The sequence below is a fragment of the Variovorax sp. Root411 genome (genome assembly GCF_001425205.1).
Classification (GTDB): domain Bacteria; phylum Pseudomonadota; class Gammaproteobacteria; order Burkholderiales; family Burkholderiaceae_C; genus Variovorax.
Window position 1 is genome coordinate 853,384 of record NZ_LMDW01000001.1, and the last position, 24,893, is coordinate 878,276.

Sequence of the window (24,893 nt, forward strand, 5' to 3'; positions counted from 1 at the left end):
TTTCTCTCTCCCCTTCCGGGGGAGGGCTGCCCCCATCCCAGCCTTCCCCCGGGAGGGGAAGGAGCAAGACACTCACTGGGCTATCCTCGCCGAGTGAATTCCTTCGTCATCTCCTCGCTGCTCCCCGTCGTCCTGCTGATCGCCGCGGGCTACCTCGCCGGCAAGCGCCGCTGGATCGGCGGCAATGCGGTGAAGGACCTGTCGCATCTCATCTTCCTGCTGCTCGCGCCCGCGCTGCTGTTCCGCGCCATGAGCACGGTGCACGTCGAGCAACTGAGCCTCAAGCCGGTGGCGGCGTACTTCGTCGCCTCGGGCCTGCTGTTCGCGGCCACGCTGGCGCTGCGCGGATTCAACCGCACCGCGGCGGTGATCGCGCTGGCCAACACGTACAGCAACACGGTGATGATCGGCATCGCGCTGATCGGCTTGGCGTATGGCGAAGAGGGCATGGTGGTGCTGCTCACGCTGATCTCGCTGCATTCGCTGGTGCTCCTGACCAGCGCCACGGTGGTGCTGGAACTGGCCGTCGCGCGCGAGCACGCGGGTGTCGGCGACGAAGACAGGCGACCGTCGATGGCACGCACCGTGATGCGTGCGCTGCGCAACGCCATCATCCACCCCGTGCCGCTGCCGATCATCGCGGGCCTGCTGTTCGCGCAGACCGGGCTGGTCATGCCCGAGGTCATCGACAAGCCGATCCAGCTGCTCGGCCAGGCCTTCGGCCCCGTCGCGCTGGTGATGGTGGGTATCACGCTTGCGCTCACGCCCATCGGCCGGCACTGGCGCGGTGCGCTGGTGCAGGCGCTGGTGAAGAACCTGCTGCATCCGCTGCTGGTGGCCGCCATCGGCTGGCTGCTGGGCGTGCGCGGCATTCCGCTCACGGTGATGGTGGTGGCGGCAGCGCTGCCGATCGGCGCCAACGTGTTCCTTTTCTCGCAGCGCTACCGCACGGCCGAAGACCTGGTGACGGCCAGCGTCGCCATGTCGACGGTGCTGGGGCTCGCCACGCTCCCGCTCGTGATGGTCTGGGTGCAGTGGCTGCCATAAAGGAGCTCGCCCCCAGGCTTCGCGCACTTCGTGTCGCTACGCCAACCCCCTACCCGGGGCGACACCAGCAGCCCGGCAAAGCCGGTTCTGCGGTGTCCCGCGACTGAATCGCGCCAGTTTCATAGCGCGCCGGATTCCGGCGTTTTCGCGAACTTTTGCCCGACTGAACGACAGCGCTAGCCCTATGCCGTTTGGCAGGGGTGGCCGTTTGGTGGGCTGGCGCGCGGCGTTCGCGCCTCTACATTTGCCGGCTGATGACGATCTACCCGGCGCGTGTTTCGCCCCTTGCCCTTGCAGTGACGGCGGTGGTCGCGACAGTGATCGCGCTGCACGGCGCACGCGCGCATGCGGCGGGCGAGGCCAAGCCATGCCGCACGCCCTGCCTGGCCGTTCCTGTGCCGGCGGAGGCACCGCCGGCCAAGGAGGTTGAGCCCAAGCCCGCCGTCGTGCGGCCGGCGCCGAAGCCGCGCCCGCAGATCACCGCCACCGCGGCGCCGGCGCCCGAGGCGCATCGCGAACCCGTCGAGCGGCGCCCCGTGCCTTCGAAACGCTGCAGCGAGATCAACATGCGCGCCGCCGTGGGCGAGCCGCTGTCGGACCAGGACATGAAGACATTGAGGAGCCAATGCTGATGAAGACCACCACCACCACACAACGAGTCCGCCTGGCGCTGCGCGCGTTCACGCTGTTCGCCGCTGTGCTCGCCGCTGCCTGTGCGCACCGCCCCGCGCCGGGCAACGCCATGCCCTTCGACCAGGCCGTGAACCAGGCGGTGGACGACCTGATGGTGCAGACGCAGAAGCTGCCGGCCTTCCTCGCCAAGGTGGAATCCACGCTCACGCAGCGCCGCATCGTGATCGACCCGCTGCTCGAAGGCGCGAGCGGCCAGCAGACCGAGGTGACGCGCGTGGCCGAGCAGCGCATCGTGCAGCGCATGCAGGCACAGTTCAAGCAGTTCACCGTCACGCCGTTCAATGCCAGCGAGATCGGCAACGCGCAGTACGTGCTCAACGGCACGCTGGTGCGCGACAAGGACGCCTCGGGCGCACCGTACCGGCTGAACCTCGCGCTGACCGAGATCCGGAGCGGCGTGGTGATTGCGCAGTCGGTCACGCGCATTAGCGACGCCACGCTCGACACGCGGCCCACCGCCTTCTTTCGCGACAGCCCGGTGAACGGCAAGGACCGCGGCGTCGAGGGCTACATCCGCACCGCCGAAACCCAGCCCGGCCAGGCCGCCGACGCGCTGTACCTGGAGCGCCTGCCGACCTCGACCGTGCTGCAGGAAGCCACCGCCGCCTACGAGGCCGGCCGCATGAGCGAGGCGCTCGGCCGCTACGAGGCCGCGTCGAAGCGCCCCGACGGCCAGCAACTGCGCATCTACAGCGGGCTGTACCTCACGCAATCGCAGCTCGGCCGTACGGCCGATGCCGAGAAGACCTTCGGCACGATCGCGCGGCTGGGGCTCGAAACCAACAACCTGAGCGTGAAGTTCCTGTTCAAGCCGGGCTCGACCGACTTCCTCTCCGACCCGAAGATCAGCGCCGCCTATCCGATGTGGCTGCGCCAGATCGCGCGGCAGGCGGCGCAGATCGATTCCTGCGTGGTGGTCACGGGCCACACGAGCCGCACGGGCTCCGAGGCGGTGAACGAGCGGCTGTCGCTGCAGCGCGCGGTGAGCGTGAAGACCCGGCTGGTGGGCGAGGCGCCGCCGCTGTCGAAGAAGCTGCGCGAATCGGGCATGGGCTTTCGCGAGAACATCGTTGGAACGGGAGCCGACGATGCGAGCGACGCGCTGGACCGGCGCGTCGAGTTCAAGGTAGTCGGTTGCGAGGCCTGACGCCGAAGCAAGTCAGGGCGCGAGCCGCTCGCGCACCCAGTCCGCGCCTTCGGGCCGGTAGCGCAGCCGGTCGTGCAGCCGGCTCTTGCGGCCCTGCCAGAACTCCCAGCGGTCGGGCACCAGCCGGTAGCCGCCCCAGTGCGGGGGGCGCGGCGGCGAGAGCAGGTGCTTGGCCGCGGCAACGGCGGCGTTCTTCACCAGCACGTCGCGTCCGCTGATCACCTCGCTCTGCGGGCTGGCCCAGGCGCCGATGCGCGAGTCAAGCGGGCGGCTCGCGAAGTAGGCGTCGCTCTCTTCAGTGCCTGCCTTCTCGACGCGGCCTTCGATGCGCACCACGCGCTCCAACTCGACCCAATGGAACTGCAGCGACGCATACGGATTGCCCGACAGCTCGCGGCCCTTGCGGCTCTCGTAGTTGGTGTACCAGACGATGCCGCGCGCGTCGTAGCCCTTGATGAGCACGATGCGGCTGGACGGCCGCAGGTCGCTGCCCACTGTGCACAGCGTCATCGCGTTGGGCTCGGGCACCTGCGCGTCGATGGCTTCGGTGAGCCAGCGCTCGAACTGCTTCAGCGGATCGCCCGCGCTGTGGGCTTCGCCGAGTTCGGCGCGCTCGTAGCTCTTGCGCAGCGCCGCCAATGCGTTATTGGAGAGGGGAGAGGTCATGCGGGGATTGTTGCGCACATACTCAGACCATGACGTCCAGGACAGCGAATTCCCCGATGGTGATCGTGCTGGCCTCGGGCCGCGGCGAACGCTTCACCGCGGCCGGCGGCACGGGCTCGAAGTTGAAGGCGCTGCTCGCCGGCAGGCCGGTTCTGGAGCGCACGCTCGACGCGGTGCGCGCCAGCGGCCTGCCGTGGCACGTGGAAGATGGGGGGCACCCCGGCATGGGCGATTCGATCGCGGCCGCGGTGCGCGCAACGCCCGATGCAGCCGGCTGGCTGATCTTGCCGGGCGATCTGCCGCTGGTGCAGCCCGCGACGCTGCGGGCCGTTGCAGCGGCCCTCGGTGGCCGGGTGAATGCCGTGCAGCCGCAGTACCGGGGCGAGCGCGGCCATCCGGTGGGCTTTGCCGCCGGCTGCGGCGCGCAACTCGCCATGCTGGAGGGAGGCCTGGGCGCATCGTCCATCCTGCGGTCGATGCGTGCCATCGATTCGGTGGCCGACCTGGTGGTGGACGACGTCGGCGTGGTCACCGACATCGACACGCCCGAGGCGCTGGCGCAGGCCGAGGCGCTGTGGCTGGCGCGCGAGGGCGCCTAGCTTTTGCCGCCCGTTTCGATCAAGGCTTGGTGATCACCGCGCAGGCGATGCGCGGGCCCGAGTTGCCCGACGGCTGCGTCGTGAAGTCGTCGCGGTCGCGATGCACCACCAGCGCGCGGCCCACCACGTTGTTGGCGGCGCCGTCCGTCAGCGAGATCGAGTGGTCTTCCACGCTGAAGCGGGCCACGCCGCTGGCGTTGGCCACCAGGCTCGGCAGTTCGCCGGCATGGCTGCCGGCGGCGGCGAACTTGCCGTGCGTTCCGCCGGTCGGGTTGAAGTGGCCGCCCGAGGCGTCGCCGTTGTTGCCGCAGTCGCCCTTTTCGTGGATGTGGAAACCGTGCTCGCTGCCCGGCGCCAGCCCACGCACTTCGCCCGACACGCGCACGCCGTGGTCGAGCGCGGTGAAGGTCACCGTGCCGCGCGTCGGGTTGGGCGTGATGGCGCCGGTCGGTACCAGCTCGACGGCAGTGCTCGGCTTGCCGCCCATGCTGCCGCAGGCGGCGAGAAGGGCACAGGCGAGAAGGGCGGCGCCGGCGGCGGCGAGACGACGTTGGGTCATGTGTTTTCCTTGGACGATTCGGAAGGTTGGGAAGAAGGGTCTGAAGACCCCGGAACATATACCGGAGGCTGCGGCGCCTGACAATCGGCCGCGCCCTCGGTTTGCTGCTGGCGCTGCTGCTCCTGAACGGCGGCCAGTGCCACCAGGCGGGCCAGCGCCGCGTCGTGGATCGAGTGGCGCTGCAGTTCGAGCAGCGTCTGGCGCGCATAGTCGAGCGAAGTGCCGTAGCGGCCGACGGCGTTGGCGAAGATGTGGCGGTAGCGCTCGTCGCTGAGCTCGCCGGTGAAGTTGGGGCTGCGCCGCGACAGCGTGAACGCCAGCGCGCGCACGGGGCCCTCGGCCGTGCCGCATTGCAGCCACTTTGGGTCGTACACGCCGGTCGGCATCTCGCGCAGCCAGAGCCGGCGCAGCGTTGCGAGACCCTCGGTCCTGGGCACGCGGAACACCATGCCGCGGCAGCTGCCGCCCGAGAGCAGTCCGAACACGAGGCCGGGCACCTGGACGCTGCCGCGGTTCACGCGGCTCCACATCTTCAGCGCGCGGTGCCAGCCGCGCACCCAGGCCTGGCGCCGCTCGACGAAGTCGAACTCGGGCCGCCAGATCAGCGAGCCGTAGCCGAAGAGCCAGAGATCCTCATGCCCGCCCCAGTCGGCGATGGCGCGCTCGAGCATCGGCTGCGGATCGCGCAGGGGTTTGGGCATGGGGTCAAGTCCCGGCGGACCGGGGTTCGGCGCAGGGTCCGACATGGGGATGCCGGGACCGCCACCTACAATTTCCTGATCATGGTTCACCGCACCATTATTTACCTACCCCTTCCCTATGGAGCAAGACCCCCGATGAGCGATGACGACAGCCAGCAGAATTTCATCCTCGGATTCGTCATGGCGCTGATCGCCCTGGTGATCTTCTTCGTGGTCGGCATCGTGCTCTGGCACAAGGGCCACAACCCGTCGGCCGCGCACGCCGCCGCCAAGCCCGCGGCGGTGGTGATCTCGGCGCCTGTCCCCGGCGCGGCGCCCAAGGTGGCCGAGGTCACCGAGACCGTGACGGTCACGATCCCTGACGGCGCAAGCATCCGCGTGGTCGACGGCGTGGTGAACTTCTACTTCGCGACCGGCAGCGCCGACCTCGCACCCGGTGCCGCCGAGGCGCTGGCCGCGGTCATCAAGGGCGTCGAGAGCGGCCGCAAGGCGGTGGTCTCGGGCTTCCACGACACCACCGGCGATGCCGCCATCAACGAACAGCTCGCGAAGAAACGCGCCGAGATGGTGCGCGACGTGCTCGTGGGCCTGGGCGTGCCGGCAGCCAAGGTCGACCTGCAGAGGCCCGCCGTGACAGCCGGCTCGGGCAACGATGCCGAGGCGCGCCGCGTCGAGGTGAAGCTGGTGGACTGAGCGCCGCGCGCATCGGCTGCAAGAACAAGAAGAAGCCCGGTGACGCCGGGCTTTTTCATGGGTGCCTCCCTGCAGGGGCGCGGACGAGTGGATTCGTATTGGCGGGCACCCGGATTTCATCGGGCTTTCGTGCCCGGCTTGTTACCATGGGTCTCCAGGCCCACAGCCGCCCTGGCGGCACGCAGCAAGAGCCACCGACTCCATGAGCAGCAGCACACACCCCATCGTCCGCGACGTCACCGATCGCATCCGCGAGCGCAGCAAGGGGCTGCGCAGCGCGTACCTCTCCCGCCTCGCCGAAATCCGCGACCGCGACCGCGGCTCCGACCGCATGGGCTGCGCCAACGTGGCACACGCCGTGGCCGGCATCCCGGCCAACGACAAGTTCCGCGTGGTGGCCGAGCGCGCGCCCAACATCGGCATCGTCACCGCCTACAACGACATGCTCTCGGCCCACGCGCCGTACCAAGGCTACCCCGACATCATCAAGCACGAAGCCCGCCGGCTCGGCGCCACCGCGCAGGTGGCCGGCGGCGTGCCCGCCATGTGCGACGGCGTCACGCAGGGCACCCCTGGCATGGAGCTGAGCCTGTTCAGCCGCGACCTGATCGCCATGAGCACGGCGGTCGCGCTCACGCACGACATGTTCGACAGCGCGCTGCTGCTCGGCGTGTGCGACAAGATCGTGCCGGGCCTGCTGATCGGCGCGCTCCACTTCGGCCATCTGCCGACCGTGTTCGTGCCCGCCGGCCCGATGCCCTCGGGCCTGTCGAACAACGCCAAGTCGAAGGTGCGCGAACAGGCGGCGCAAGGCCTCGTGGGGCGCCAGGGCCTGCTCGATGCCGAGATGGCCGCCTATCACACGGTGGGCACCTGCACCTTCTACGGCACCGCCAACAGCAACCAGATGCTGCTCGAGGCCATGGGCCTGCACGTGCCCGGCACGGCCTTCATCCAGCCCGGCGACGCGATGCGCGAAACGCTCACGCGCGAAGCGGTGCGCACGGTGCTGGGCAAGGCGAGCGACGTTTCCTTCCAATGCCCGCCCATCGGCGAGATGGTGGACGAGCGCTGCATCGTCAACGCCATGGTTGCGCTGCTCGCCACGGGCGGCTCCACCAACCACCTGATCCACTGGGTGGCCGTGGCGCGCGCCGCCGGCATCGTGATCGACTGGGACGATTTCTCGAAGCTCTCCGACGTGGTGCCGCTGCTGAGCCGCGTGTACCCCAACGGCAGCGCCGACGTGAACGAGTTCCAGGCCGCGGGCGGCCCGGGCCTTGTGATCGGCGAGCTGGTCGACGCCGGCCTCATGCATGCCGACGTGCTGACGGTGCGTGCGGGCGGCATCCGCGAATACGCGAACATCCCGGCGCTGGTGGGCGATGGCGCCGAACAGCGCCTGCAATGGAGCCCCGCGGCGCCGCTGAAGAACGAAGCCATCACACGCACGGTCGCGAATCCGTTCAGTGCCACCGGCGGCCTCAAGCTGCTGGGCGGCAACCTCGGTCGCAGCGTCATCAAGGTTTCCTCGGTGCCCGACGACCGCCATGTCATCGAAGCGCCCGCGCGCGTGTTCGACTCGCAGGCCGCGCTGCACAAGGCCTTCACCGCCGGCGAACTCGAGCGCGACGTGGTCTGCGTGGTGCGCTGGCAGGGCCCGCAGGCCAACGGCATGCCTGAGCTGCACAAGCTCACGCCGCCGCTGTCGGTGCTGCAGGGCAAAGGATTCCGCGTGGCGCTGGTCACCGATGGCCGCATGAGCGGCGCGTCGGGCAAGATACCGGCCGCGATCCACGTCTCGCCCGAAGCGGCCGCGGGCGGCCCGCTCGCCAAGGTGCGCGACGGCGACCTGATCCGCCTCGATGCGGTCGCGGGTACGCTGGCCGTGCTGCTGCCCGAAGACGAATGGGCCGCGCGCGAAACCGCGACGCTGCCCGAAGCGCAGCGCATCGCCGACGGACACGGCCTCGGCCGCGAACTGTTCGCCGGCATGCGCCGCAATGCATTGACCGCTGAAGAAGGAGCCTGCTCATGGCTATGAACGACACCAAACTCACCGCCCTCGAAGTCATGCGCGACGCGCCGGTCATCCCGGTCATCGTGCTGAACGACGTGAAGGACGCCGTCCCTCTCGCTCGCGCGCTGGTGGCCGGCGGCATCCGCATGCTCGAAGTCACGCTGCGCACGCCGCAGGCGCTGCAGTGTATCGAAGCTATCGCCAGGGACGTTCCCGAGGCCGTGGCCGGCGCCGGCACCATCCGCAGCGCGGCCGATGCCCAGGCCTCGGCGCTGGCCGGCGCGAAGTTCGGCGTGAGCCCGGGCTACACGCGTGCGGTCGGCAAGGCCTGCCACGACCTCGGCCTGCCGCTGCTGCCCGGCGTGGCCACCGGCAGCGAGATCATGATGGCGCAGGAAGACGGCTACACCCAGCTCAAGTTCTTCCCCGCGCTGCAGGCCGGCGGGCTGCCGATGCTCAAGGCCTGGCAGGGTCCGTTCGGCGAAGTCACCTTCTGCCCGACGGGCGGCATCCATGTGGGCAACGCGGCCGAGTTCCTCGCGCTGTCGAATGTGGCCTGCGTGGGCGGTTCGTGGATCGTGCCGACCGACGCGATCCGCGACGGCGACTGGGCCCGCATCGAGCAACTGGCGCGCGCCGCGAGCCAGCTGCCGCGCTGATCATGCGCACCGATTTCGACGCGAGCGACCTGAAGGTCATCGCGTTCGACGTCTTCGGCACGGTGGTCGACTGGCACAGCGGCATTGCCGCCGAGGCCGAGCGCGCGTTGCCGGGTGTGGACGGCGCGGCCTTCGCGCTGGCGTGGCGCGCGGGCTACCAGCCCGCGATGAAGGCCGTGATGGAGCGCATTGCCGCGGGCGAGGGCGGCTTCACGCTGCTCGACGAGCTGCACCTGAGCATGCTCGAACAGGTGCTTCGCGACTTCGGCCTGTCCGAGCGCCTCGACGCGGCCGCCAGGCGCGACCTGAGCCGCGCCTGGCACCGCCTGCCGGCTTGGCCCGATTCGGTGGCGGGGCTCACGCGGCTCAAGAAGAAGTTCACCATCTGCACGCTGTCGAACGGCAACATCGGCCTGCTTACCGAGATGGCGAAACGCGCGGGCCTGCCCTGGGACTGCGTGCTGTCGGCCGAGGTGTTCAAGGCCTACAAGCCCGATCCGCGCACCTATCTCGGCGTGGCGGGTGTGTTCGATGCAACGCCGGGCCAGGTGATGTTGGCCGCGGCGCACCACGACGACCTGGCCGCCGCACGTGTGTGCGGCCTGAAGACGGCCTACATCGAGCGCCCGCACGAATTCGGCCGCGCCAAGCCGAAGGACGTGTCGCCGCAGCCGGACAACAACCTGCACGTGCGCGACATCGACGCACTGGCCGACCTGCTGGGCTGCTGATCAGCCGGTGAGCAGCTTCTCCACCGTACGCAGGTTGCGCGTGGTGGTGCTCGACTTGTAGCGCGTCTTGGCCAGCAACTTGGCCACCGGCGTATCGAGGCTTTCGCCGCGCGGGCATTGCCAGTACAGCACGCCCTTGCCAGGCTTCAGTTGTTCGACATCGGTATCGAAGGTGCCGGCCGTCTCCACGATCTCGTCGAGCATCGCGGTGTCCGAGCCGAACACGATGTAGGGATGCCGCTCGTCGTCGATGCGCTCGAAGGGATAGCCCGCGGCCAAGTCGGCCACCTGCTTCTGGGTGAGCAGCACGATCCATGCCTCGTAGCCGAATCGCTTGCGCAGCGCCTGCTCGATGCGCGTGCGCAATGCGGTGGCATCGCGCTCGTCGGTGTCGAACAGCACGTTGCCGCTGGCGAGCACGGTTCGCACCGCGCCGAAGCCGAGTTCTTCCGCGAACAGCGCCTTCAGGTCGGCGCTCTTGATCGCGATGCCGTTGACGTTCACGCCACGCAGCAGGGCAACGCGGCGGGTCATCAGCGCAGGCCGCCGCCGGCGGCGCCTTCGTCACGCTGGATGAGTTCGATCTTGTAGCCGTCAGGGTCCGTCACGAACGCGATCACGGTGGTGCCGCCCTTGACCGGCCCCGCCTCGCGCGTCACGTTGCCGCCCGCGGCCTTGATCTTCTCGCAGGCCGCGTATGCGTCGGGCACGCCCAGCGCGATGTGGCCGTAGGCGGTGCCCAGTTCGTAGCTCTCGGTGCCCCAGTTGTAGGTGAGCTCGATCTCGGCCTGCTCGGGGTTGCCCTTGCCGTAGCCGATGAAGGCGAGGCTGTACTTGTACTCCGGGTTCTCCGAGGTGCGCAGCAGGTTCATGCCGAGCACCTTGGTGTAGAAGTCGATGGAGCGCTGGAGGTTGCCGACGCGCAGCATGGTGTGGAGGAGTCGCATCTCGTGGGGCCGTTGGGCGTGAAGAAAGGGAGGCCGCTATTGTCTGCCTCCCGCCGCGGCGATCAAGCCGCCAGTGTCAGCAGGTGGGCCTGGTGGCGCTTCAGGAATTCCATCAGGTGCTGGGGATATTCAGGCACCACCGCATCGCGCACGCTGGGGCGGGCCGCCAGCGCCTTGCGCCAGGCCTTGATTCTGGGCAATGCGTCGAAGACATGCGAGTCGCTGATCGCATCGAACACCTCGAAGTAGCGGAACACCGGTGCGAAGACCGCGTCGACGAGGCTGAAGCTCGGGCCTGCGAAATAGGGGCCTTCTCCCGAGGCTGCCAGCGCCGACTCCACGCGCTCGAACCTGGCGACGAGCGCCAGCCGCTTCTGCTCGAACACCGCCCCGTCCTGCGTGGTCTCGTAACCCCAGAGGTCACCGAGGATGGCCGAGCCGAACTCCATCCACGCGCGATGTTCGGCGCGCTCGAGCGGGTCTTCGGGGTGCAGGCGGGCGCCGGGCTGTGTCTCCTCGAGGTACTCGCAGATCACGTTGCTTTCGAACAGCACGGCCTCGCTGCCGTCGGGCCGGCGCACCTTCAGCAGCGGCACCTTGCCGAGTGGCGAGATGTCGAGAAACCACTGCGGCTTGCTCGCGAGGTCGATGACCACGCGCTCGAAGGGCACGCCCTTTTCATGCAATGCGATCGCGGCGCGCTGGACGTACGGGCAAAGCAGGTGGCTGACGAGGGTGAGGGCTTGTTGCGTCATGGGGCTTTCCGTTCTGGCTCAAGGTGTGTCTGGAACGCCGCGATTCTTCCGGTCCCGAACAACCTTTTCCCGAAAAGCCCATTCGGAAAAACGACCTCGTGTGCTATGCCGCCGCGTCGAGCCAGTGCGTGATGCGCCCGCCGTGCATCACGCCGATGCGGTCGGCCATCGCGTGTGCCTCGGCCTCGTTGTGCGTGACGAGGATGGCGGTCTGGCCGGCCTGCTTGAGGATGCCGTGCACCTCCGAGGCCAGCCGCTCGCGCGTGCCGCCGTCGAGGTTGGAGAACGGCTCGTCGAGCAGCAGCAGGGCGGGCGAGGGCGCGAGCGCGCGGGCCAGCGCGACGCGTTGCTGCTGGCCGCCGGAGAGCTCGTGCGGATAGCGTTCGCCCGCGTCGGCGAGGCCGACCAGCGCCAGCATTTCCGCCACGCGCGATTGCTGCGCCGTGCGGCCCAGCCGGCGCAGCCCGAACGCCACGTTCTTGGCGGCCGACAGGTGCGGGAACAGCGCGTACTCCTGGAACATCATGCCCACGCGCCGCTGCTCGGGCGGCAGGTGCTTCTGCGCGGACGACAGCACCACGTCGCCGAGCCGGACCGTGCCGGCGCGCACGGGCTCGAAGCCTGCGATGGCTCGCAGCACCGTCGTCTTGCCGCAGCCCGAAGGGCCGAACAGGCAGCCGATTTCGCCCGCGTCCAATGCCAGCGAGAAGCCGTCGACGACCGTGTGCGGGCCGCGCGGTGTGTCGTATGCGAGCTGGATCGCATCGAGGTGCAGGGGGGAACTCATGGTGTCTGGTCGGGGCCGGGTGCGGCCGAAGGCGCACCCAGCTGGTTGCGCGCGAGCAGCAGGACGGGCAGCAGGCCGGCCAGCACGATGGCGAGCGCGGCAATCGCGCCTTCTTCATACGTGCCGCGCGCGGCCTCGGCATAGAGCCACGTGGCGAGGGTGTCGAAATTGGCGGGCCGCAGCAGCAGCGTGGCCGGCAGCTCCTTCATCGCATCGACGAACACCAGCAGCGCGCCCGTGGCGATGGCGGGGCGCAGCAGCGGCAGGTGCACGCGGCGCAGCGTGCCGCCGGTGGTTTCGCCGAGCAGGCGCGAGGCCTGCTCGATGGCGGGAGGAATGCGCGCGAGGCCGGCCTCGATGCCGCCGACCGGCATCGCGAGAAAGCGGATCGCGCAGGCCACGACCAGCACGATGCCCGCGCCCATGAGCGGCAGACCCTGCCATCCGAATGCCGTGGCAAGCGCGCTGTCGAAGGCCAGCGCCGGCGTGAGCAGGCCGATGGCCAGCACCGTGCCCGGCACCGCGTAGCCCAACGTTGCCGCACGCGCCTGCCATCGCGCGCGGTTGGCGAGGCCCGCGCCCTGGCTGCGCGAGGCCCAGGCCACGACCAGCCCCGCCGCGACCGCGGCCGCGGTGACACCCGAAGCCAGCGCCAGCGTGTTGCCGAGGCTCGCGACCAGGCCCTGGGAAATGCCGCCGCCCTGATGCAGCCGCTTGAAGCTTTCCCGCACGAGGTAGAGCGCAGGGGCCACGAAGCCGATCAGCACCGGCAGCGCCGCCGTTGCGCTGGCGGCCCACGCCGCGCCACCGTGCAGCCGCCGCGGCTGCACTGCGCGCATGCGCTGTGCCGAGCCGAAGCGCTGGTGCTGCCGGCCATTGCGTTCGAGCCAGACCAGCGCCATCACCACGAACAGCATCGCGCAGGCGATCTGCGCCGCCCCCGCGAGGTCGGAGCGCGTGATCCACGTCGTGTAGACAGCCACCGTCAACGTGTTCACGCCGAGGAACTCCGAGGCGCCGATGTCGTTGAGCGTTTCGAGCAGCGCGAGGCTCAGCCCCACGGCCAGCGCCGGCCGCGCCAGCGGCAGCGCCACGCGGAAGAATGCGCCGCGCCGGCTCTCGCCGAGCGTGCGCGCCGCTTCCATCAGGTGCGCCGGCTGCGTCATGAACATCGCGCGCGCCGTCATGTAGACGTACGGATAGAGCACGAAGCCCAGCACGAAGATCGCACCTGGCATCGAACGCAGATCGGGCAGGCGGAACTGGCGCGGGCTGTCGAAGCCCAGCATCCAGCGGATCGCGCCCTGGACGGGGCCGATGGGATGCAGCAGGTCGAGGTACGCGAAGGCGACGATGTAGGTCGGCATTGCCAGCGGCAGCAGCAGCGCCCAGTGCAGCACGCCGCGCCCCGGGAAGTCATGCGCCGTCACCAGCCACGCGCAGCCGGTGCCGATCACCAGCACCAGCACGCCCACGCCCGTGAGCAGCATGGCCGTGTTGAGCGCCGCCTGCGGCAGCACGTGCGCGAGCAGCGGCCCCCAGTGCCCGAAGCCCGAGCCGAACGCGAGCCACGCCAGCGTGAGCACCGGCGCGAGCACGCCGACGGCGATGGCGAACGAGGCAAGACGCCAGACCGGACCTGCGGCATGCAGGCCCGGGAGCTGGCGTCGTGTCATTCGCATGCTTCCTCAGGCACCGGGAAGGCGTGCCCGGCCGCTTGCGTCACTGGTCGAAGCCGACCTTGTCGACCAGCGCACTGGCCTGCTTGCGGTACTTGGCGATCTCGGCCACGGGCAGCGGGTCGGTCTTCAGCTCGCCGATGCTCGACGCAATGATCGGGTCGAGCGCGACGCCCTTGCGCACCGGGTACTCGTAGTTGGTCTGCGCATACAGCGCCTGTGCTGGCTCCGACACCAGGAACTCGAGCAGCTTGACCGCGTTGGCGCGCTGCGGCGCGTTCTTCGCCACGGCCGCGCCGCTGATGTTGACGTGCGTGCCGCTGTTCTTGGCGAAGGTCGGGCGCACCACCTTGATGGCGTCGCCCCACTTGCGCGCGTCGGTACCTTCCTTGGAGCTCTTCATCTGGCCGACGTAGTACGAGTTGGCGAGGCCCACGTCGCAGATGCCGCCGAGGATGTCGCGCGCCACGTCGCGGTCGCCGCCCGTGGCCTTGCGCGCGAGGTTGGACTTGACGCCGCGCAGCCACTGCTCGGCCTTGGCCTCACCGTCGTGTGCGATGAGTGCAGCGACCAGTGCTGTGTTGTAGGGGTGCTGGCCGGCGCGGATGCAGACCTTGCCCTTGTACTTCGGGTTGGCGAGGTCTTCGTAGCGGAAGCTCGTGAGTGGCTGGGCCTTGTCGGCATAGAGCACGCGCGCGCGCAGCGAGAGCGAGAACCACTGGCCGTCGACGCCGCGCAGGTTGGCCGGAATGGCCGATTCGAGCGCGGGCGATTTCACGGGCTGTGTCACGCCGCCGTCGACGAGGTCCATCAGGGCGCCGATGTCCACGGTCATCAGCACGTCGGCTGGCGAGCGGGCGCCTTCGGCCTTGACGCGCTCCAGCAGGCCGTCCTTCACGAACACGGTGTTGACCTTGATGTTGCTCTGTGCGCTGAAGGCCGAGATGAGCGGCTGGATCAGCACGGCCTCGCGCGTCGTGTAGAGCGTGAGTTCGTCGTTCGCAGCGTGGGCGGGCAGGGCGGTGAGGGCGAGCCAGGCGGTGGTGACGCCGATCAGTGCGCGCGCGGCGCGGGGTTGAGCGCCAGAGCGTTCGGTCATGAAAAATCCTCCAGGACGGTGACGTGTTCTTGTGAAATACATTGGCGGGCGCGGCCTGCGTCACCAATGCGAACAATTATCACTGACGAAGAGAGGATGAGCCGTTTGGACTTACGAGCTGAAGGCCTACTGCAGGCGAATCGACGTTCAGTGTCCACGCGGTGAGCGCCGGATTGTCGATGTCGGCGGCCAGGGTTCGTGCGGCTCCCGCCCCATCCGGATCCCCAAGGGCGGCGCGAAGGAGGTAGGCCCGCACGACGAACTCGCGCATGCCGGTTCGTGCGGCGATGTCCATCAGCTCGTCCACCTGCCGGCGGATCGGCGAGGTGCGACGCGACACGCCAAGACGGCAAAGCGCCTCGAGCACATAGGCCTCGCCCCACAGGTAGGCGTCTGGCGGGCGGGTGCAGCGAGCCAGCGTGTCCAACAGAATTTCCTCGGCGCGCGCAGCGTCGCCGCGCGCCATCGCCACCAGCCCGAGGCCGCGGCCGGCTACGCCTTCCCAGCATGGATCGCCCAACTGGCACCCCAGCGCGAAGGCGTGCTCGAAGCGCTCCGCGGCCGACTCCAGTTGGCCAGCGCTCAGGTCGATTTCGGCGCGAAAGGACAAGGGCCAGGGAAGGAATGCGGTCCATAGCCGGCCCGCCTGGTCGACGGCACGGTCGACGATCAGCCTTGCTGCTTCCCACTCGCCGCGCAAGATCATGGCCCGGCCCAGCATGGACTCGGCGTAGATCACCTGTTTGGGCTCACCCGCCTCCAGCGCCCAGGCTGCGGCGTCGCGCAGCGTTTCCATGGCGGCCGGGTAGCAGGCCGTGTCGCTCAGGATGGAACCCTTCACCGTGGCGATCCGGGCCCGCTCGGCAAGACAGGCGCCTGCCAACGGCCCGGCCCGCGCCATCCACGCCAGCGCGCGCTCGTAGCGCCCTCGCAGGAACTCGACGTAGCCCAATTCGCGGCATGCGGCGGCGGCCAGTTCGGGGGCGGCTTCACGGCCGATGGCCAAGGCCTCGTGCAGGGCCGCGGCGCCTTCCTCGTCGCGGCCGCGCGCCGCATGCACCAGCGCGCCGCCCAGCGCGACCCGCACGCGCGTGCGCAGGGCGGGATCGCCCGTGCCGTCGGCGTCGACCATGGCTCGGCGCAGGCATTGCAGGCCTGCCTCGAGCACGCCTGCGCCGATGGCCGCCTCGCCTGCTTCGAGTTGCGCCAGGGCCGCCGCGCGGCCGATGGTCGGCCGGGCCGTCGGCGTGGCCGTCACGGTGTGCAGTGCGTCGGCCAGCGCGGGCCCGGGTGCGACACCAAGCTCGCGACTGAACAGTTCACGGCAGGCGGCCGCTTGCCGCGCCGCGCCCACCCCATCGCCCGCCGCCGCGAGGCAGCGCACCAGCAGGACATGGGCGTTCTCGTCCAGCGGATTCAGGCTGACGAGCCGGTAGGCGATCTCGGCTGCCGCGCCCGGCGCGCCGCCCGTAACCCGCGACAGGGCGGCCTCGCGCAGCACGGCTTCCGACGTGGCTTGCATCCTTCGCCGCTCGGCCTGCAGCCACGCTGCAAACGATGGGCTCGATGAAAAGCCCAGGCCCTCCAGCAGTTCGCATCCGAGCCCATGAAGCGACAACGCGTCCGACCAGTCTCCACGCGTCAGCACCGCAACGTCGACGCCGGCGACCTGCTCGTGCGGAAAGGCGATTGCATCTCCGCGCAGCGTGCAGTCGCCCAGGGCCCGACGCAGCTCGCGAAGGTTCCAGCGCAGGGCAGCCAACGGGTCTTCCGCATCCTCGAACAGCAATCCGGCCAGGCGCTGCCGCGCAACGGCGCCTGGTTGGAGCGCGAGATAGGCAAGCAGTCCCCAGGCCTTGTGGCCCCGGATGGGCACGGCGGGGCCGTCTGCGCTCACCACACACGGCACGCCGAGAAGCTGGACGAAGGGCCTCATCCCTGCAGTGTGGCAGAGCGAGGCACCGGCCGCAGCAGGATCTTGGGGTCAGGCCTCTGCAGTCGTCGGATCGATCGTCGTCACCACGCGCGCCACGCTGTCGGCGGGAAATCCGCCTTTGCGCGCGTGTTCGCGCACCAGCTCTTCGCTGGTCGCGTTGTAGACGCAGTAGATCTTGTCGCCCGTGACGTAGCTGTGCACCCATTGCACGTCGGTGCCGAGCTCGCGCAGGACGCCGCACGACTTCTGGGATACGGCCTGCAGTTCGGCGGCGCTGGCGGCGCCGATGTTGGGAATGGCGCGTTCGATGACGAATTTGGGCATAGGTCTCACCTCAAAGAGAGTTGATGGGGGACCCGACCGTAGGCATGGCGCGTTTGATCTGGCGTTTGACGGCTGCACGCCACCCCGCGAAGCACTTCACTCGGCGTGCTCACGCGCATACAGCCGCAGGCCGTCGACGTTCAGCACGTCGATGCTGCCGTAGCGGATGTGAAGCAGGCCTGCTTCCTCCAGCTCGTGCAGGGCGCGATGGGCGACCTGGCGGGAAATGCCAGCCAGCCGGCCAATCTCTTCCTGCGAAATGTGCAGCACAGGATTGGTCTGCGGATTGAGCTGGGGGTTGAAGAGTTCGGCCAGGCAGCTTGCCACGCGCGAACTGATGTCGTGCATCCGATTGCTTTCGGCAAGCGCAATGAACTGGCCAAGCCTTGCGTTGAGCTGGTTGATCATGAAATGGCAGAAGGTCAGGCTGTCGGCAACCAGGTAGTGGAAGGTCTGGCTTGGCATCAAGGCGATGCGGCTGTCGCGCAGAGCGACAACGCCGTACGGCCGGAGTTCGCTCTTCAGCACGGAGCCCTCTCCGAGCCAACCGCCATCGGATACACCGGTGAGGGTGGTGCTGCGGCCGTCTGCCGAGAGAACATCCACCTTGACCATGCCTTCGACGACACCGATCCAGTGCGTGGCCGGGCTCGATTTCTGACAGACGATTTCACCGGCCGAATAGAAGCGGTCCTGCGTTTCCAGCTCGACACGCTGAAGCTGCTCTTGCGTCAGGCCGCGAGCCCAGGCAGCCGCTCGCAACATGGCAATGGTCTGCACGTGCTTTGTCATTGGAAAGACTTTCTTCCTCGGTCTTAGTGCCTAGCATGCGCAGCGCAGGCGATGGGCTGAGTCGCCTGAGTTTATGTGGCAGTACGAACAGGAGACAAATCATGAAAAACCCTCTCTCGACGGCGCGCTGCACTCTTGCGTGCATCCCCATCCTGCTGGCGGCTTGCGGCGGCGGTGGTGGTGGCGCAAGCAGCCTGCCGGTGCTGTTCCCGACACCTGCGCCAACGCAAACCCCGCCGCCGACCTCGACCCCGGCACCGGTCGCGTCAGCGCAGGAGAAGTGCGCGGTCTTCGCCGGTGCCTCGCTTGCCGGCGCAACGCTCAAGGAGGCAACGCTCGTCCCGGCAGCGGCGGGCTCCGCGGAGTACTGCAAGGTCACGGGCACCCTTCACGCCACGCTCAATTTCGAAGTGCATCTGCCCACCGTGTGGAACAACAAGCTCCTGTATGCAGGCGGCGGCGGCTGGGACGGCAGCATCAGCATCACGCCTTACTCGCCCAGCGGTTCAACCGCTGGCTACGTGCTCGTGGCCTCGGACGGCGGGCGCCAGGGCGATGGCCTGGACGCCTCGGTCTTCCTGAACAATCCCACGGCGCAGGCGGACTTCGGCTATCTGTCGATCCACTCGGTCAATGAGGTCACCAAGGAAATCGTTCGCAAGCGCTATGGCTCGGACGCCGAGTTCAGCTATTTCGAAGGTTGCTCCAATGGTGGCAGAGAAGCGTTGATCCAGGCCACGCGCTTCCCGAACGACTTCGACGGCATTGTCGTGCGCGCGCCGGCCTATTCCTTCACCGAACTGTTCCAGGCCTTCGTTGCGAACGGTAAGGCACTCGCGGCGCCGGGTGGACAGCTCAGCGATGCAAAGGCCTCGCTCATTGGCAAGACCGTCACCGCCCAGTGCGACGGCCTGGATGGCGTTGCCGACGGCATCGTGAGCAACCAGGAGGCCTGCAGTTTCAATCCGGCGGTATTGCGCTGCACGGCGGGGGACGCGGACACATGCCTGACCGACCCGCAGATAGCGACTGCCAACACGATCTATTCCGAGCTCAAGCGTGCGGACGGGACGAGCGTCTATCCCGGCTGGGGACCTGGCGGCGAAGACCAGGGCTGGCCCCTGTGGGTGACCGGCTCCGCCATTGGCGGCACCGGCCTGCAGTTCATGTTCGGAAGCGGCCTGGTGAAGTACTGGGTCACGGGCGATCCGGCCTTCAACGTGCTTGGTTTCGATCCGGAGCTCTACTCTCCGGGACTGCGGCTCGCAGCCACCACGCTCGATGCGACGCCGGACCTTCGCTCCTTCTTCGGACAAGGCGGCAAGATGATCCTTGCCCATGGAACGAACGACTGGGCGATCAGCTACAAGGGCTCGATCAAGTACTTCAACGATGTCGCGACCACGGTGGGCGGCGCGTCCACGCGGGATGCCTCGATGGAGTTCTTCCTTCAGCCAGGCGTTCAGCATTGCGCAGGCGGAGTCGGTCCGGACACCATCGACCTCGTGGACGCTGTCGCGAAGTGGCGTGAGGGAGGCGCAAAGCCTTCCACGCAAAACATCGTGGCGACAAAACTGGATCTGACGACCAAGGCGCCCGTACTGGCCCGCCCCTTGTGCAAGTATCCGAGCTTCCCGAAATACAAGGGCAGTGGTGACGTGAATTCGGCGGACAGCTACACCTGCCAGAGCTCCTGAGCCGCCGGCCGAAGGCACAGGATGTGGCTGGCTTCGGCATCAAGGTCGCCCTCGTGGAGCCGGCAGCTGAGTGGCCGAAGCCTGTTGCGTGAGCGACAGCGTCAGAAAATCGACGAAGGCCCGCACGCGCGCTGAAAGCTGATGGCTCTGCGGATACACGGCATAGATATCTGCATCGGGCGTGTAGTACTGCCGCAGAACCTGCACAAGGCGCCCGCTGCGCAGGTAGCGAGCAATGTCCCACTCCGCACGCATCAGGATGCCGTGCCCGTCGAGTGCCCAGTTGACGGCGATCTCGCCGTCGTTCGTCGTCAGCGTGCCGCGTGTCTTGATGGCCTGCGTGGTGGCACTCTTGCCCCGGCCGCTCGACAGCCGCCAGAGGCCGTAAGCCTCCTCGCCTTGCCGGATGCCGATGCAGTTGTGTCTGGTCAGGTCATTGGGCACCTTGGGCGTGCCGTGTTTGGCGATGTAGGCCGGCGCGGCGCACAGCAGGCGGCGATTTGCGGCGATCCGCCTTGCGATCACGCGCGAATCCGGCGGTGCGCCGAAGCGCACGCACACGTCGAAGGAGTCGTCCGTCAGCGGCGGCGGATTGACCGACAACTGGAGCTGCACTTCCACCGCCGGATATTCGCGCACGAACTTCGAGATCAGCGGCGCCACGTGGCTGCGGCCGAAACCGAGCGTTGCGTTGACGCGCAACAAGCCCTTGGGCGTCGCTTTCGACGCGCCCAGCATCTCGCCCATGCTGTCGATGTCGTTCAGGATGCGGCGCGCGTGCTCGAGATAGAGCTCGCCTTCGGGCGTCAGGCTCATGCGCCGCGTGGTGCGGTTGAGCAGGCTGACACTCAGGCGCGCTTCCATCTGCGCGAGATGCTTGCTCACGGCCGCTGTCGAGACACCCAGCTCGCGTGCCGCCGCACTGAGGCTGCCGGCGCTCGCCAGCGCGCAGAAGAAGCCCAGATCGGCCGGCTGGATCTCGTTTCCCATGTTTCGGACTCCTGGCTGCCTGAAGCCGGCTCAACCCGCCGGCCGCGTTTCGAACACCAGGCAGGTCGTGGTGGCGTGCGCGTACAGCGTGCCATCGGGCCCGAAGAGGCGGGCCTCGGCGGTGGCCAGCTGGCGGCCGCAGTGGATCACCTTGCCTTCAGCGCGCACGCGCTGCACCTTGGGCGTCAGGCCTTTCACGTAGTTCACGCTCAGCTCGGCGGTGGTGTAGGCCCGCCCGGGCGGCATCATCGTGTGGACGGAGCAGCCCAGGGCGGAGTCGAGCATCGTGGCGACCCAGCCGCCATGGATGGTGCCCAGCGGGTTCAGGTGCCGCGGCAGCGGCGTTCCCTGGAAGATGGCCACCCCCGGGCGCACTTCGAGGATCGTGAAGTCCAGCGTCCTGGCGATGGCTGCAAAGGGAATCTCGCCGTTCAGCATCGCCTGCATCATTTCGAGGCCGGTCTTGCCCGCGATCTGGTCGGGGCGGGCAAGGCCAGGGCCTGGGCCGGCTTCGAGGCGTTCGGTGATCTTTCGCTCTTCGGCGATCCACGCGTCGAGCTGGCTGGGGTTGTGCGTCATGCCGGGTGTTCTCCTGTCCGGGTTGTCTGGAGGGTTAAGTTGCATATGCAATAGTTGTAGCTACAATAATACCCTATGGACACCCTCGCCAAGCCACGCGGCTGCACCAGCTTCAAGGTGCGCCAGCTCTCGCGCCGCCTCTCGCAGCACTACGACGCCGAGGTGTCGAAGAGCGGCCTGAAGACCACACAGTACTCGCTGCTGTCGAATCTGGCGCGGCTCGGTCCCTCGCGCCCGGTCGACCTGGCGAGCGAACTCAAGATGACCGCCTCCACCCTGAGCCGCAACCTGCAGCCGCTGATCGCCGCGGGCTGGATCTCACTGGGCGCCGGCGCCGATGCGCGCAGCCGGCTGGTGCAGCTCACCGATGAGGGCGACGCCAAGCGCCGCGAGGCGCAGCTGCACTGGAAGGCGGCGCAGCAAAAACTCAACGCGCTGCTGGGCATCGAGCGCGTGCTCGCGCTGCACCGGCTGATCGACGAGTCGATGGAGTTGCTGGGCGCGGATGACGCGCCCGACGCCGAAGACTGACATTCAATTCCAACAGCAGAGGTCTCATGTTCGCCACTCCCGTCTCCGCATGGCTGCAGCGCCGCGGCATTCACTACGGATGGATCGTCGCCGCCATCACCTTCCTGACCATGCTGACCATGTCGGCCGCGTTGGGCCTGCCGGGCGCCATGCTGCAGCCGCTGGGCAAGGAGTTCGGATGGAGCACCGGGCAGATATCGTCGGCACTGGCGCTTCGCTTCGCGCTGTTCGGCCTGATGGGGCCGTTCGCCGCGGTACTGATGGAGCGCTATGGACTGCGCGCCGTGGTCTGCACCGGCCTCGCGCTGGTCGGCCTGGGCATGGCGCTGGTCACCATGGCTTCGCAGCTGTGGCACCTGTTCGTGCTGTGGAGCCTGATGCTGGGCCTGGGCACCGGCATGACGGCGCTGGTGCTCGGCGCGGTGGTGGCCAACCGCTGGTTCGTCGCGCGGCGCGGCCTCGTCGTCGGCATGCTCACGGCCAGTTCGGCCACCGGGCAACTCGCCTTCCTGCCTCTCGCGGCCTGGATGATCGAGCACTGGGGCTGGCGCTCGGCCATCCTGCCGATCGTGGCAGGCAGCATCCTGATCGGCGTGCTGGCGCTGTGCCTCATGCGCAACCGACCCTCGGACATCGGCCTGCTGCCCTACGGCGAGGTGCCCGGCACGCAGCCGGCCGCACCTGCCGCCGCCGCGCCGGCGATGAACTTCGCCACGCCGTTCCGTGTGTTGAAGGAGGTTTCGACCAACCGCACCTTCCTTATCCTCGCCGCCACTTTCTTTATCTGTGGCCTGAGCACCAACGGGCTCGTGCAGACGCACTTCATCTCCCTGTGCGGCGACTACGGCATGAGCGCAGTGCCCGCAGCCTCGGTGCTCGCGATGATGGGCGCCTTCGACTTCGTCGGCACCATTCTTTCGGGTTGGCTCTCGGACCGCTACGACAACCGCAAGCTGCTCTTCTGGTACTACGGCCTGCGCGGCCTGTCGCTGTTCTGGCTGCCGCATTCGGAGTTCACCATCTACGGGCTGGGCATCTTCGCGATGTTCTACGGCCTCGACTGGATCGCCACCGTGCCGCCGACCGTCAAGCTCGCGGGCGCCGCCTTCGGCCCCGCCAAGGTGGGCCTGGTGTTCGGCTGGGTCTTTGCCGCGCACCAGCTGGGCGCCGCCACGGCGGCTTACGGCGCCGGCTTCGCACGCACGCTGCTGCTGACCTACACACCGGCGCTCTATGCCGCAGGCGCGGCCTGCCTGGTGGCGGCGGTGGTCGTGATGATGATTCGCCGTCCGGCGGCGAAGGCCGGCGCGCAGGTCGCGCGCGCCGCGGCACGGGCTTGAGTGCGAGGAGTTCACCGACATGACGGCAGCCCGCACCGAACTCGACCCGCGCACGCGCCGCCTGCTCGAGGCGCCCATCGTGCCCACGCTGCTGCGCCTCGCGGCGCCCAACGTGCTGGTGATGCTGGCGCAAGCATCCGTCGGCCTCATCGAGACCTACTTCGTCGGCAAGCTCGGCACCGATGCGCTCGCCGGCATGGCGCTGGTGTTTCCCATCGTCATGCTGATGCAGATGACCTCCAGCGGCGCGATGGGTGGCGGCATCGCCTCGTCGATCGCGCGCGCGCTCGGCGCACGCCGCAAACACGATGCGGATGCGCTGGTGTGGCATGCCATCGTCATCGCGCTGGGCTTCGGCCTGTGCTTCACGCTGGCGCTGCTGCTGGGCGGGCGCTGGCTCTACGGGATCATGGGCGGCACGGGGCCGGCGCTCGAGGCTGCGCTCACGTACTCGAACTGGGTGTTCGCGGGCGCGACGCTGGTGTGGCTCTTCAACTCGCTCTCGGCCATCATCCGCGGCACCGGCAACATGTCGGTGCCGGCCAACGTGACGGTGGTGGGCGTGGTGTTCCTCGTTCCCGCGTCGCCGCTGCTGATCTTCGGTGTCGGCCCATTGCCGGGCATGGGCATTGCGGGCGGTGCGATGGCGCTGCTGCTCTACTACCTGCTGGGCTCCGTCGCGCTCATCGTCTACCTGCGCTCGCCGCGCAGCCTGCTGCGGCCCACGCTGGCCGCGCTCAGGCTGCGCTGGCCGCTGTTCCGCGACATCCTGCGCATCGGGCTGGTGGGTGCGGTGGCGACGGTGGCGACCAACCTGTCGATCGGCATCGCCACCGCGCTGACAAGTCATTTCGGTTCGGGCGCACTGGCCGGCTACGGCACGGCCTCGCGGCTCGAATACCTGCTGGTGCCGCTGGTGTTCGGCCTCGGCGCGCCGCTGGTGGCCATGGTCGGCACCTGCATGGGGGCAGGGCAGCGCGAACGCGCCCTGCGCGCCACCTGGACCGGCGCGGCGCTGGCCTTTGCGCTCACGGAAACCATCGGCCTCGCGGCCGCGCTGTTCCCGCGCCCCTGGCTGCTGCTGTTCGGCAACGATCCGGCGATGCTCGAAACCGGCGCGCACTATCTGCGCGTGGTCGGGCCGATGTATGGCTTCTTCGGCGTCGGGCTGGTGCTGTATTTCGCGTCGCAAGGCGCGGGCCGGCTGCTGTGGCCGGTGCTCGGCAACATTGCGCGCCTGACCGTGGCGGGCACGGGCGGCTGGCTGGCGCTGCGCTGGGGCGACGGGCTCACCGGCGTGTTCACCGCGCAGGGCGTGGCGCTTGGGGTGTACGGCATCGTGATCGCATCGGCCATCGCAGGCGGAGCCTGGTTCGGCCGCGTCGGTTGGCCGCGCACCACCGGCGGGCTGTTGCGGCGAATGGCGCGGGCCTGAGTAGCAACTTCCAAGGGCATCCTGCGACTTCTACCCCCGCACGGCCGTCATGGCCTCGACCCGGGCACGAGGCCCGGACCTTCGTCAATAGCGGTAGGGATTGTTGGGCCGGCGGTCGTAGCGGTTGGGTACGCCGTCGCCGTCGTTGTCCCTGCGGCCATAGCGCGGGCGGTCGTCCCATCGGCGGCCGTAGTGGCGGTCCGGGCCGCGGTGGTAGCCCGGGCCGTAGTAATGGCGCGGCGGAGGCGGCGGTGCGTAGTAGCGGCGCGGCGGAGGTGGTGCGGGCACGACGTACACCTGCGCCTGGATGAAGCGTCCGCCCGTCTGGGCCTGGGCCGGAACGCTGAGACTGGCCAGCGACAACAAGGCCGCGGCGCCGATTGCGAAACTAAGCTTTTTCACGTGATCCCCCGGTTGTGGTTGGAAGCCTCATCCTCGCGCCTTCTTGTGAAGTTGTTGTAAGGCTGAAGCGAAATCGGATGAAGAG

The 24,893-nt window shown here is 68.6% G+C and carries 27 protein-coding genes; 12 read left to right on the forward strand and 15 right to left on the reverse strand.

The window, feature by feature from the left end; translation table 11 throughout:
• Positions 1 to 93 precede the first annotated feature (93 nt).
• From ASC92_RS03915 to ASC92_RS03925, 3 genes are all read left to right on the forward strand, one after another.
• On the forward strand, positions 94 to 1,047 hold the full coding sequence (locus ASC92_RS03915; RefSeq protein ID WP_056510493.1) for an AEC family transporter: 954 nt from the start codon (positions 94 to 96) through the stop codon (positions 1,045 to 1,047).
• A gap of 254 nt (positions 1,048 to 1,301) precedes the next feature.
• A complete protein-coding gene (locus ASC92_RS28485; RefSeq protein WP_056510496.1) occupies positions 1,302 to 1,679 on the forward strand; it encodes a hypothetical protein in 378 nt (125 codons plus the stop codon).
• Positions 1,679 to 2,887: an OmpA family protein gene (locus ASC92_RS03925; RefSeq protein WP_056511843.1), complete on the forward strand. Its 1,209-nt coding sequence runs from the start codon at positions 1,679 to 1,681 to the stop codon at positions 2,885 to 2,887. The genes ASC92_RS28485 and ASC92_RS03925 overlap by 1 nt, the downstream gene beginning before the upstream one ends.
• A gap of 12 nt (positions 2,888 to 2,899) precedes the next feature.
• Here ASC92_RS03925 and pdxH read toward each other — a convergent pair whose 3' ends face one another.
• A complete protein-coding gene (pdxH, locus tag ASC92_RS03930; protein WP_056510499.1) occupies positions 2,900 to 3,553 on the reverse strand; it encodes a pyridoxamine 5'-phosphate oxidase in 654 nt (217 codons plus the stop codon).
• A gap of 29 nt (positions 3,554 to 3,582) precedes the next feature.
• Here pdxH and ASC92_RS03935 point away from each other — a divergent pair, with 29 nt between their 5' ends.
• On the forward strand, positions 3,583 to 4,152 hold the full coding sequence (locus tag ASC92_RS03935) for an NTP transferase domain-containing protein (protein ID WP_056510502.1): 570 nt from the start codon (positions 3,583 to 3,585) through the stop codon (positions 4,150 to 4,152).
• A gap of 19 nt (positions 4,153 to 4,171) precedes the next feature.
• On the opposite strand, the gene ASC92_RS03940 is transcribed toward ASC92_RS03935, so the two are convergent.
• Both ASC92_RS03940 and ASC92_RS03945 read right to left on the reverse strand, forming a co-directional pair.
• Positions 4,172 to 4,711 (reverse strand): superoxide dismutase family protein, encoded by a 540-nt coding sequence (locus ASC92_RS03940; protein ID WP_056510506.1) that lies wholly within the window; start codon positions 4,709 to 4,711, stop codon positions 4,172 to 4,174.
• A complete protein-coding gene (locus tag ASC92_RS03945) occupies positions 4,708 to 5,412 on the reverse strand; it encodes a gamma-glutamylcyclotransferase (RefSeq protein ID WP_056511846.1) in 705 nt (234 codons plus the stop codon). The genes ASC92_RS03940 and ASC92_RS03945 overlap by 4 nt, the downstream gene beginning before the upstream one ends.
• A 135-nt stretch (positions 5,413 to 5,547) precedes the next feature.
• Here ASC92_RS03945 and ASC92_RS03950 point away from each other — a divergent pair, with 135 nt between their 5' ends.
• From ASC92_RS03950 to ASC92_RS03965, 4 genes are all read left to right on the forward strand, one after another.
• The gene (locus tag ASC92_RS03950) at positions 5,548 to 6,105 is read left to right on the forward strand and encodes an OmpA family protein (RefSeq protein ID WP_056510509.1); all 558 of its coding nucleotides are present in this window, start codon (positions 5,548 to 5,550) and stop codon (positions 6,103 to 6,105) included.
• Between the two features lie 202 nt (positions 6,106 to 6,307).
• Complete coding sequence (edd, locus tag ASC92_RS03955) at positions 6,308 to 8,149, forward strand: phosphogluconate dehydratase (RefSeq protein ID WP_056510514.1); 1,842 nt, start codon at positions 6,308 to 6,310, stop codon at positions 8,147 to 8,149.
• Complete coding sequence (gene eda / locus ASC92_RS03960; protein ID WP_056510519.1) at positions 8,140 to 8,784, forward strand: bifunctional 4-hydroxy-2-oxoglutarate aldolase/2-dehydro-3-deoxy-phosphogluconate aldolase; 645 nt, start codon at positions 8,140 to 8,142, stop codon at positions 8,782 to 8,784. Before edd ends, eda begins: the two co-directional genes overlap by 10 nt.
• Before the next feature lie 2 nt (positions 8,785 to 8,786).
• Entirely contained in the window at positions 8,787 to 9,515 is a 729-nt protein-coding gene (locus ASC92_RS03965) for a haloacid dehalogenase type II (protein WP_056510522.1), read from the forward strand.
• On the opposite strand, the gene ASC92_RS03970 is transcribed toward ASC92_RS03965, so the two are convergent.
• From ASC92_RS03970 to ASC92_RS04010, 9 genes are all read right to left on the reverse strand, one after another.
• Positions 9,516 to 10,049 carry a DUF1697 domain-containing protein gene (locus tag ASC92_RS03970; protein ID WP_056510524.1) on the reverse strand — a complete coding sequence of 178 codons (534 nt, stop codon included), beginning with the start codon at positions 10,047 to 10,049 and terminating at the stop codon, positions 9,516 to 9,518.
• On the reverse strand, positions 10,049 to 10,462 hold the full coding sequence (gene gloA, locus ASC92_RS03975; protein WP_042672808.1) for a lactoylglutathione lyase: 414 nt from the start codon (positions 10,460 to 10,462) through the stop codon (positions 10,049 to 10,051). The genes ASC92_RS03970 and gloA overlap by 1 nt, the downstream gene beginning before the upstream one ends.
• Positions 10,463 to 10,524: 62 nt before the next feature.
• A complete protein-coding gene (locus tag ASC92_RS03980) occupies positions 10,525 to 11,217 on the reverse strand; it encodes a glutathione S-transferase family protein (RefSeq protein ID WP_056510527.1) in 693 nt (230 codons plus the stop codon).
• A gap of 103 nt (positions 11,218 to 11,320) precedes the next feature.
• On the reverse strand, positions 11,321 to 12,004 hold the full coding sequence (locus ASC92_RS03985; RefSeq protein WP_056510529.1) for an ABC transporter ATP-binding protein: 684 nt from the start codon (positions 12,002 to 12,004) through the stop codon (positions 11,321 to 11,323).
• Entirely contained in the window at positions 12,001 to 13,680 is a 1,680-nt protein-coding gene (locus ASC92_RS03990) for an ABC transporter permease (RefSeq protein ID WP_157608973.1), read from the reverse strand. The genes ASC92_RS03985 and ASC92_RS03990 overlap by 4 nt, the downstream gene beginning before the upstream one ends.
• A gap of 46 nt (positions 13,681 to 13,726) precedes the next feature.
• Positions 13,727 to 14,782 (reverse strand): Fe(3+) ABC transporter substrate-binding protein, encoded by a 1,056-nt coding sequence (locus ASC92_RS03995; RefSeq protein ID WP_056510533.1) that lies wholly within the window; start codon positions 14,780 to 14,782, stop codon positions 13,727 to 13,729.
• 79 nt (positions 14,783 to 14,861) lie between these two features.
• Positions 14,862 to 16,718 (reverse strand): BTAD domain-containing putative transcriptional regulator, encoded by a 1,857-nt coding sequence (locus ASC92_RS04000; protein WP_056510536.1) that lies wholly within the window; start codon positions 16,716 to 16,718, stop codon positions 14,862 to 14,864.
• Between the two features lie 48 nt (positions 16,719 to 16,766).
• Entirely contained in the window at positions 16,767 to 17,042 is a 276-nt protein-coding gene (locus ASC92_RS04005; protein WP_056510538.1) for a DUF4242 domain-containing protein, read from the reverse strand.
• Between the two features lie 96 nt (positions 17,043 to 17,138).
• On the reverse strand, positions 17,139 to 17,834 hold the full coding sequence (locus tag ASC92_RS04010; RefSeq protein WP_056510541.1) for a Crp/Fnr family transcriptional regulator: 696 nt from the start codon (positions 17,832 to 17,834) through the stop codon (positions 17,139 to 17,141).
• Between the two features lie 101 nt (positions 17,835 to 17,935).
• On the opposite strand from ASC92_RS04010, the gene ASC92_RS04015 reads away from it, so the two are divergent.
• Positions 17,936 to 19,531, forward strand: a complete 1,596-nt coding sequence (locus ASC92_RS04015; protein ID WP_056510545.1) for a tannase/feruloyl esterase family alpha/beta hydrolase — start codon at positions 17,936 to 17,938, stop codon at positions 19,529 to 19,531.
• 39 nt (positions 19,532 to 19,570) lie between these two features.
• Here ASC92_RS04015 and ASC92_RS04020 read toward each other — a convergent pair whose 3' ends face one another.
• The gene (locus tag ASC92_RS04020) at positions 19,571 to 20,521 is read right to left on the reverse strand and encodes a LysR substrate-binding domain-containing protein (protein WP_056510548.1); all 951 of its coding nucleotides are present in this window, start codon (positions 20,519 to 20,521) and stop codon (positions 19,571 to 19,573) included.
• Positions 20,522 to 20,551: 30 nt separating this feature from the next.
• On the reverse strand, positions 20,552 to 21,100 hold the full coding sequence (locus tag ASC92_RS04025) for a PaaI family thioesterase (RefSeq protein ID WP_056510551.1): 549 nt from the start codon (positions 21,098 to 21,100) through the stop codon (positions 20,552 to 20,554).
• A gap of 75 nt (positions 21,101 to 21,175) precedes the next feature.
• On the opposite strand from ASC92_RS04025, the gene ASC92_RS04030 reads away from it, so the two are divergent.
• From ASC92_RS04030 to ASC92_RS04040, 3 genes are read left to right on the forward strand one after another with little or no spacing between them, the layout of a single operon-like run.
• The gene (locus ASC92_RS04030; protein WP_056510554.1) at positions 21,176 to 21,631 is read left to right on the forward strand and encodes a MarR family winged helix-turn-helix transcriptional regulator; all 456 of its coding nucleotides are present in this window, start codon (positions 21,176 to 21,178) and stop codon (positions 21,629 to 21,631) included.
• A 26-nt stretch (positions 21,632 to 21,657) separates the two neighbouring features.
• Complete coding sequence (locus ASC92_RS04035) at positions 21,658 to 22,971, forward strand: MFS transporter (protein WP_056510556.1); 1,314 nt, start codon at positions 21,658 to 21,660, stop codon at positions 22,969 to 22,971.
• Positions 22,972 to 22,990: 19 nt separating this feature from the next.
• Complete coding sequence (locus ASC92_RS04040) at positions 22,991 to 24,406, forward strand: MATE family efflux transporter (protein WP_056510560.1); 1,416 nt, start codon at positions 22,991 to 22,993, stop codon at positions 24,404 to 24,406.
• An 84-nt stretch (positions 24,407 to 24,490) separates the two neighbouring features.
• Here ASC92_RS04040 and ASC92_RS04045 read toward each other — a convergent pair whose 3' ends face one another.
• Positions 24,491 to 24,808, reverse strand: coding sequence for a hypothetical protein (locus ASC92_RS04045; RefSeq protein ID WP_056510566.1), 318 nt, complete (start codon positions 24,806 to 24,808; stop codon positions 24,491 to 24,493).
• Positions 24,809 to 24,893: the final 85 nt, after the last annotated feature.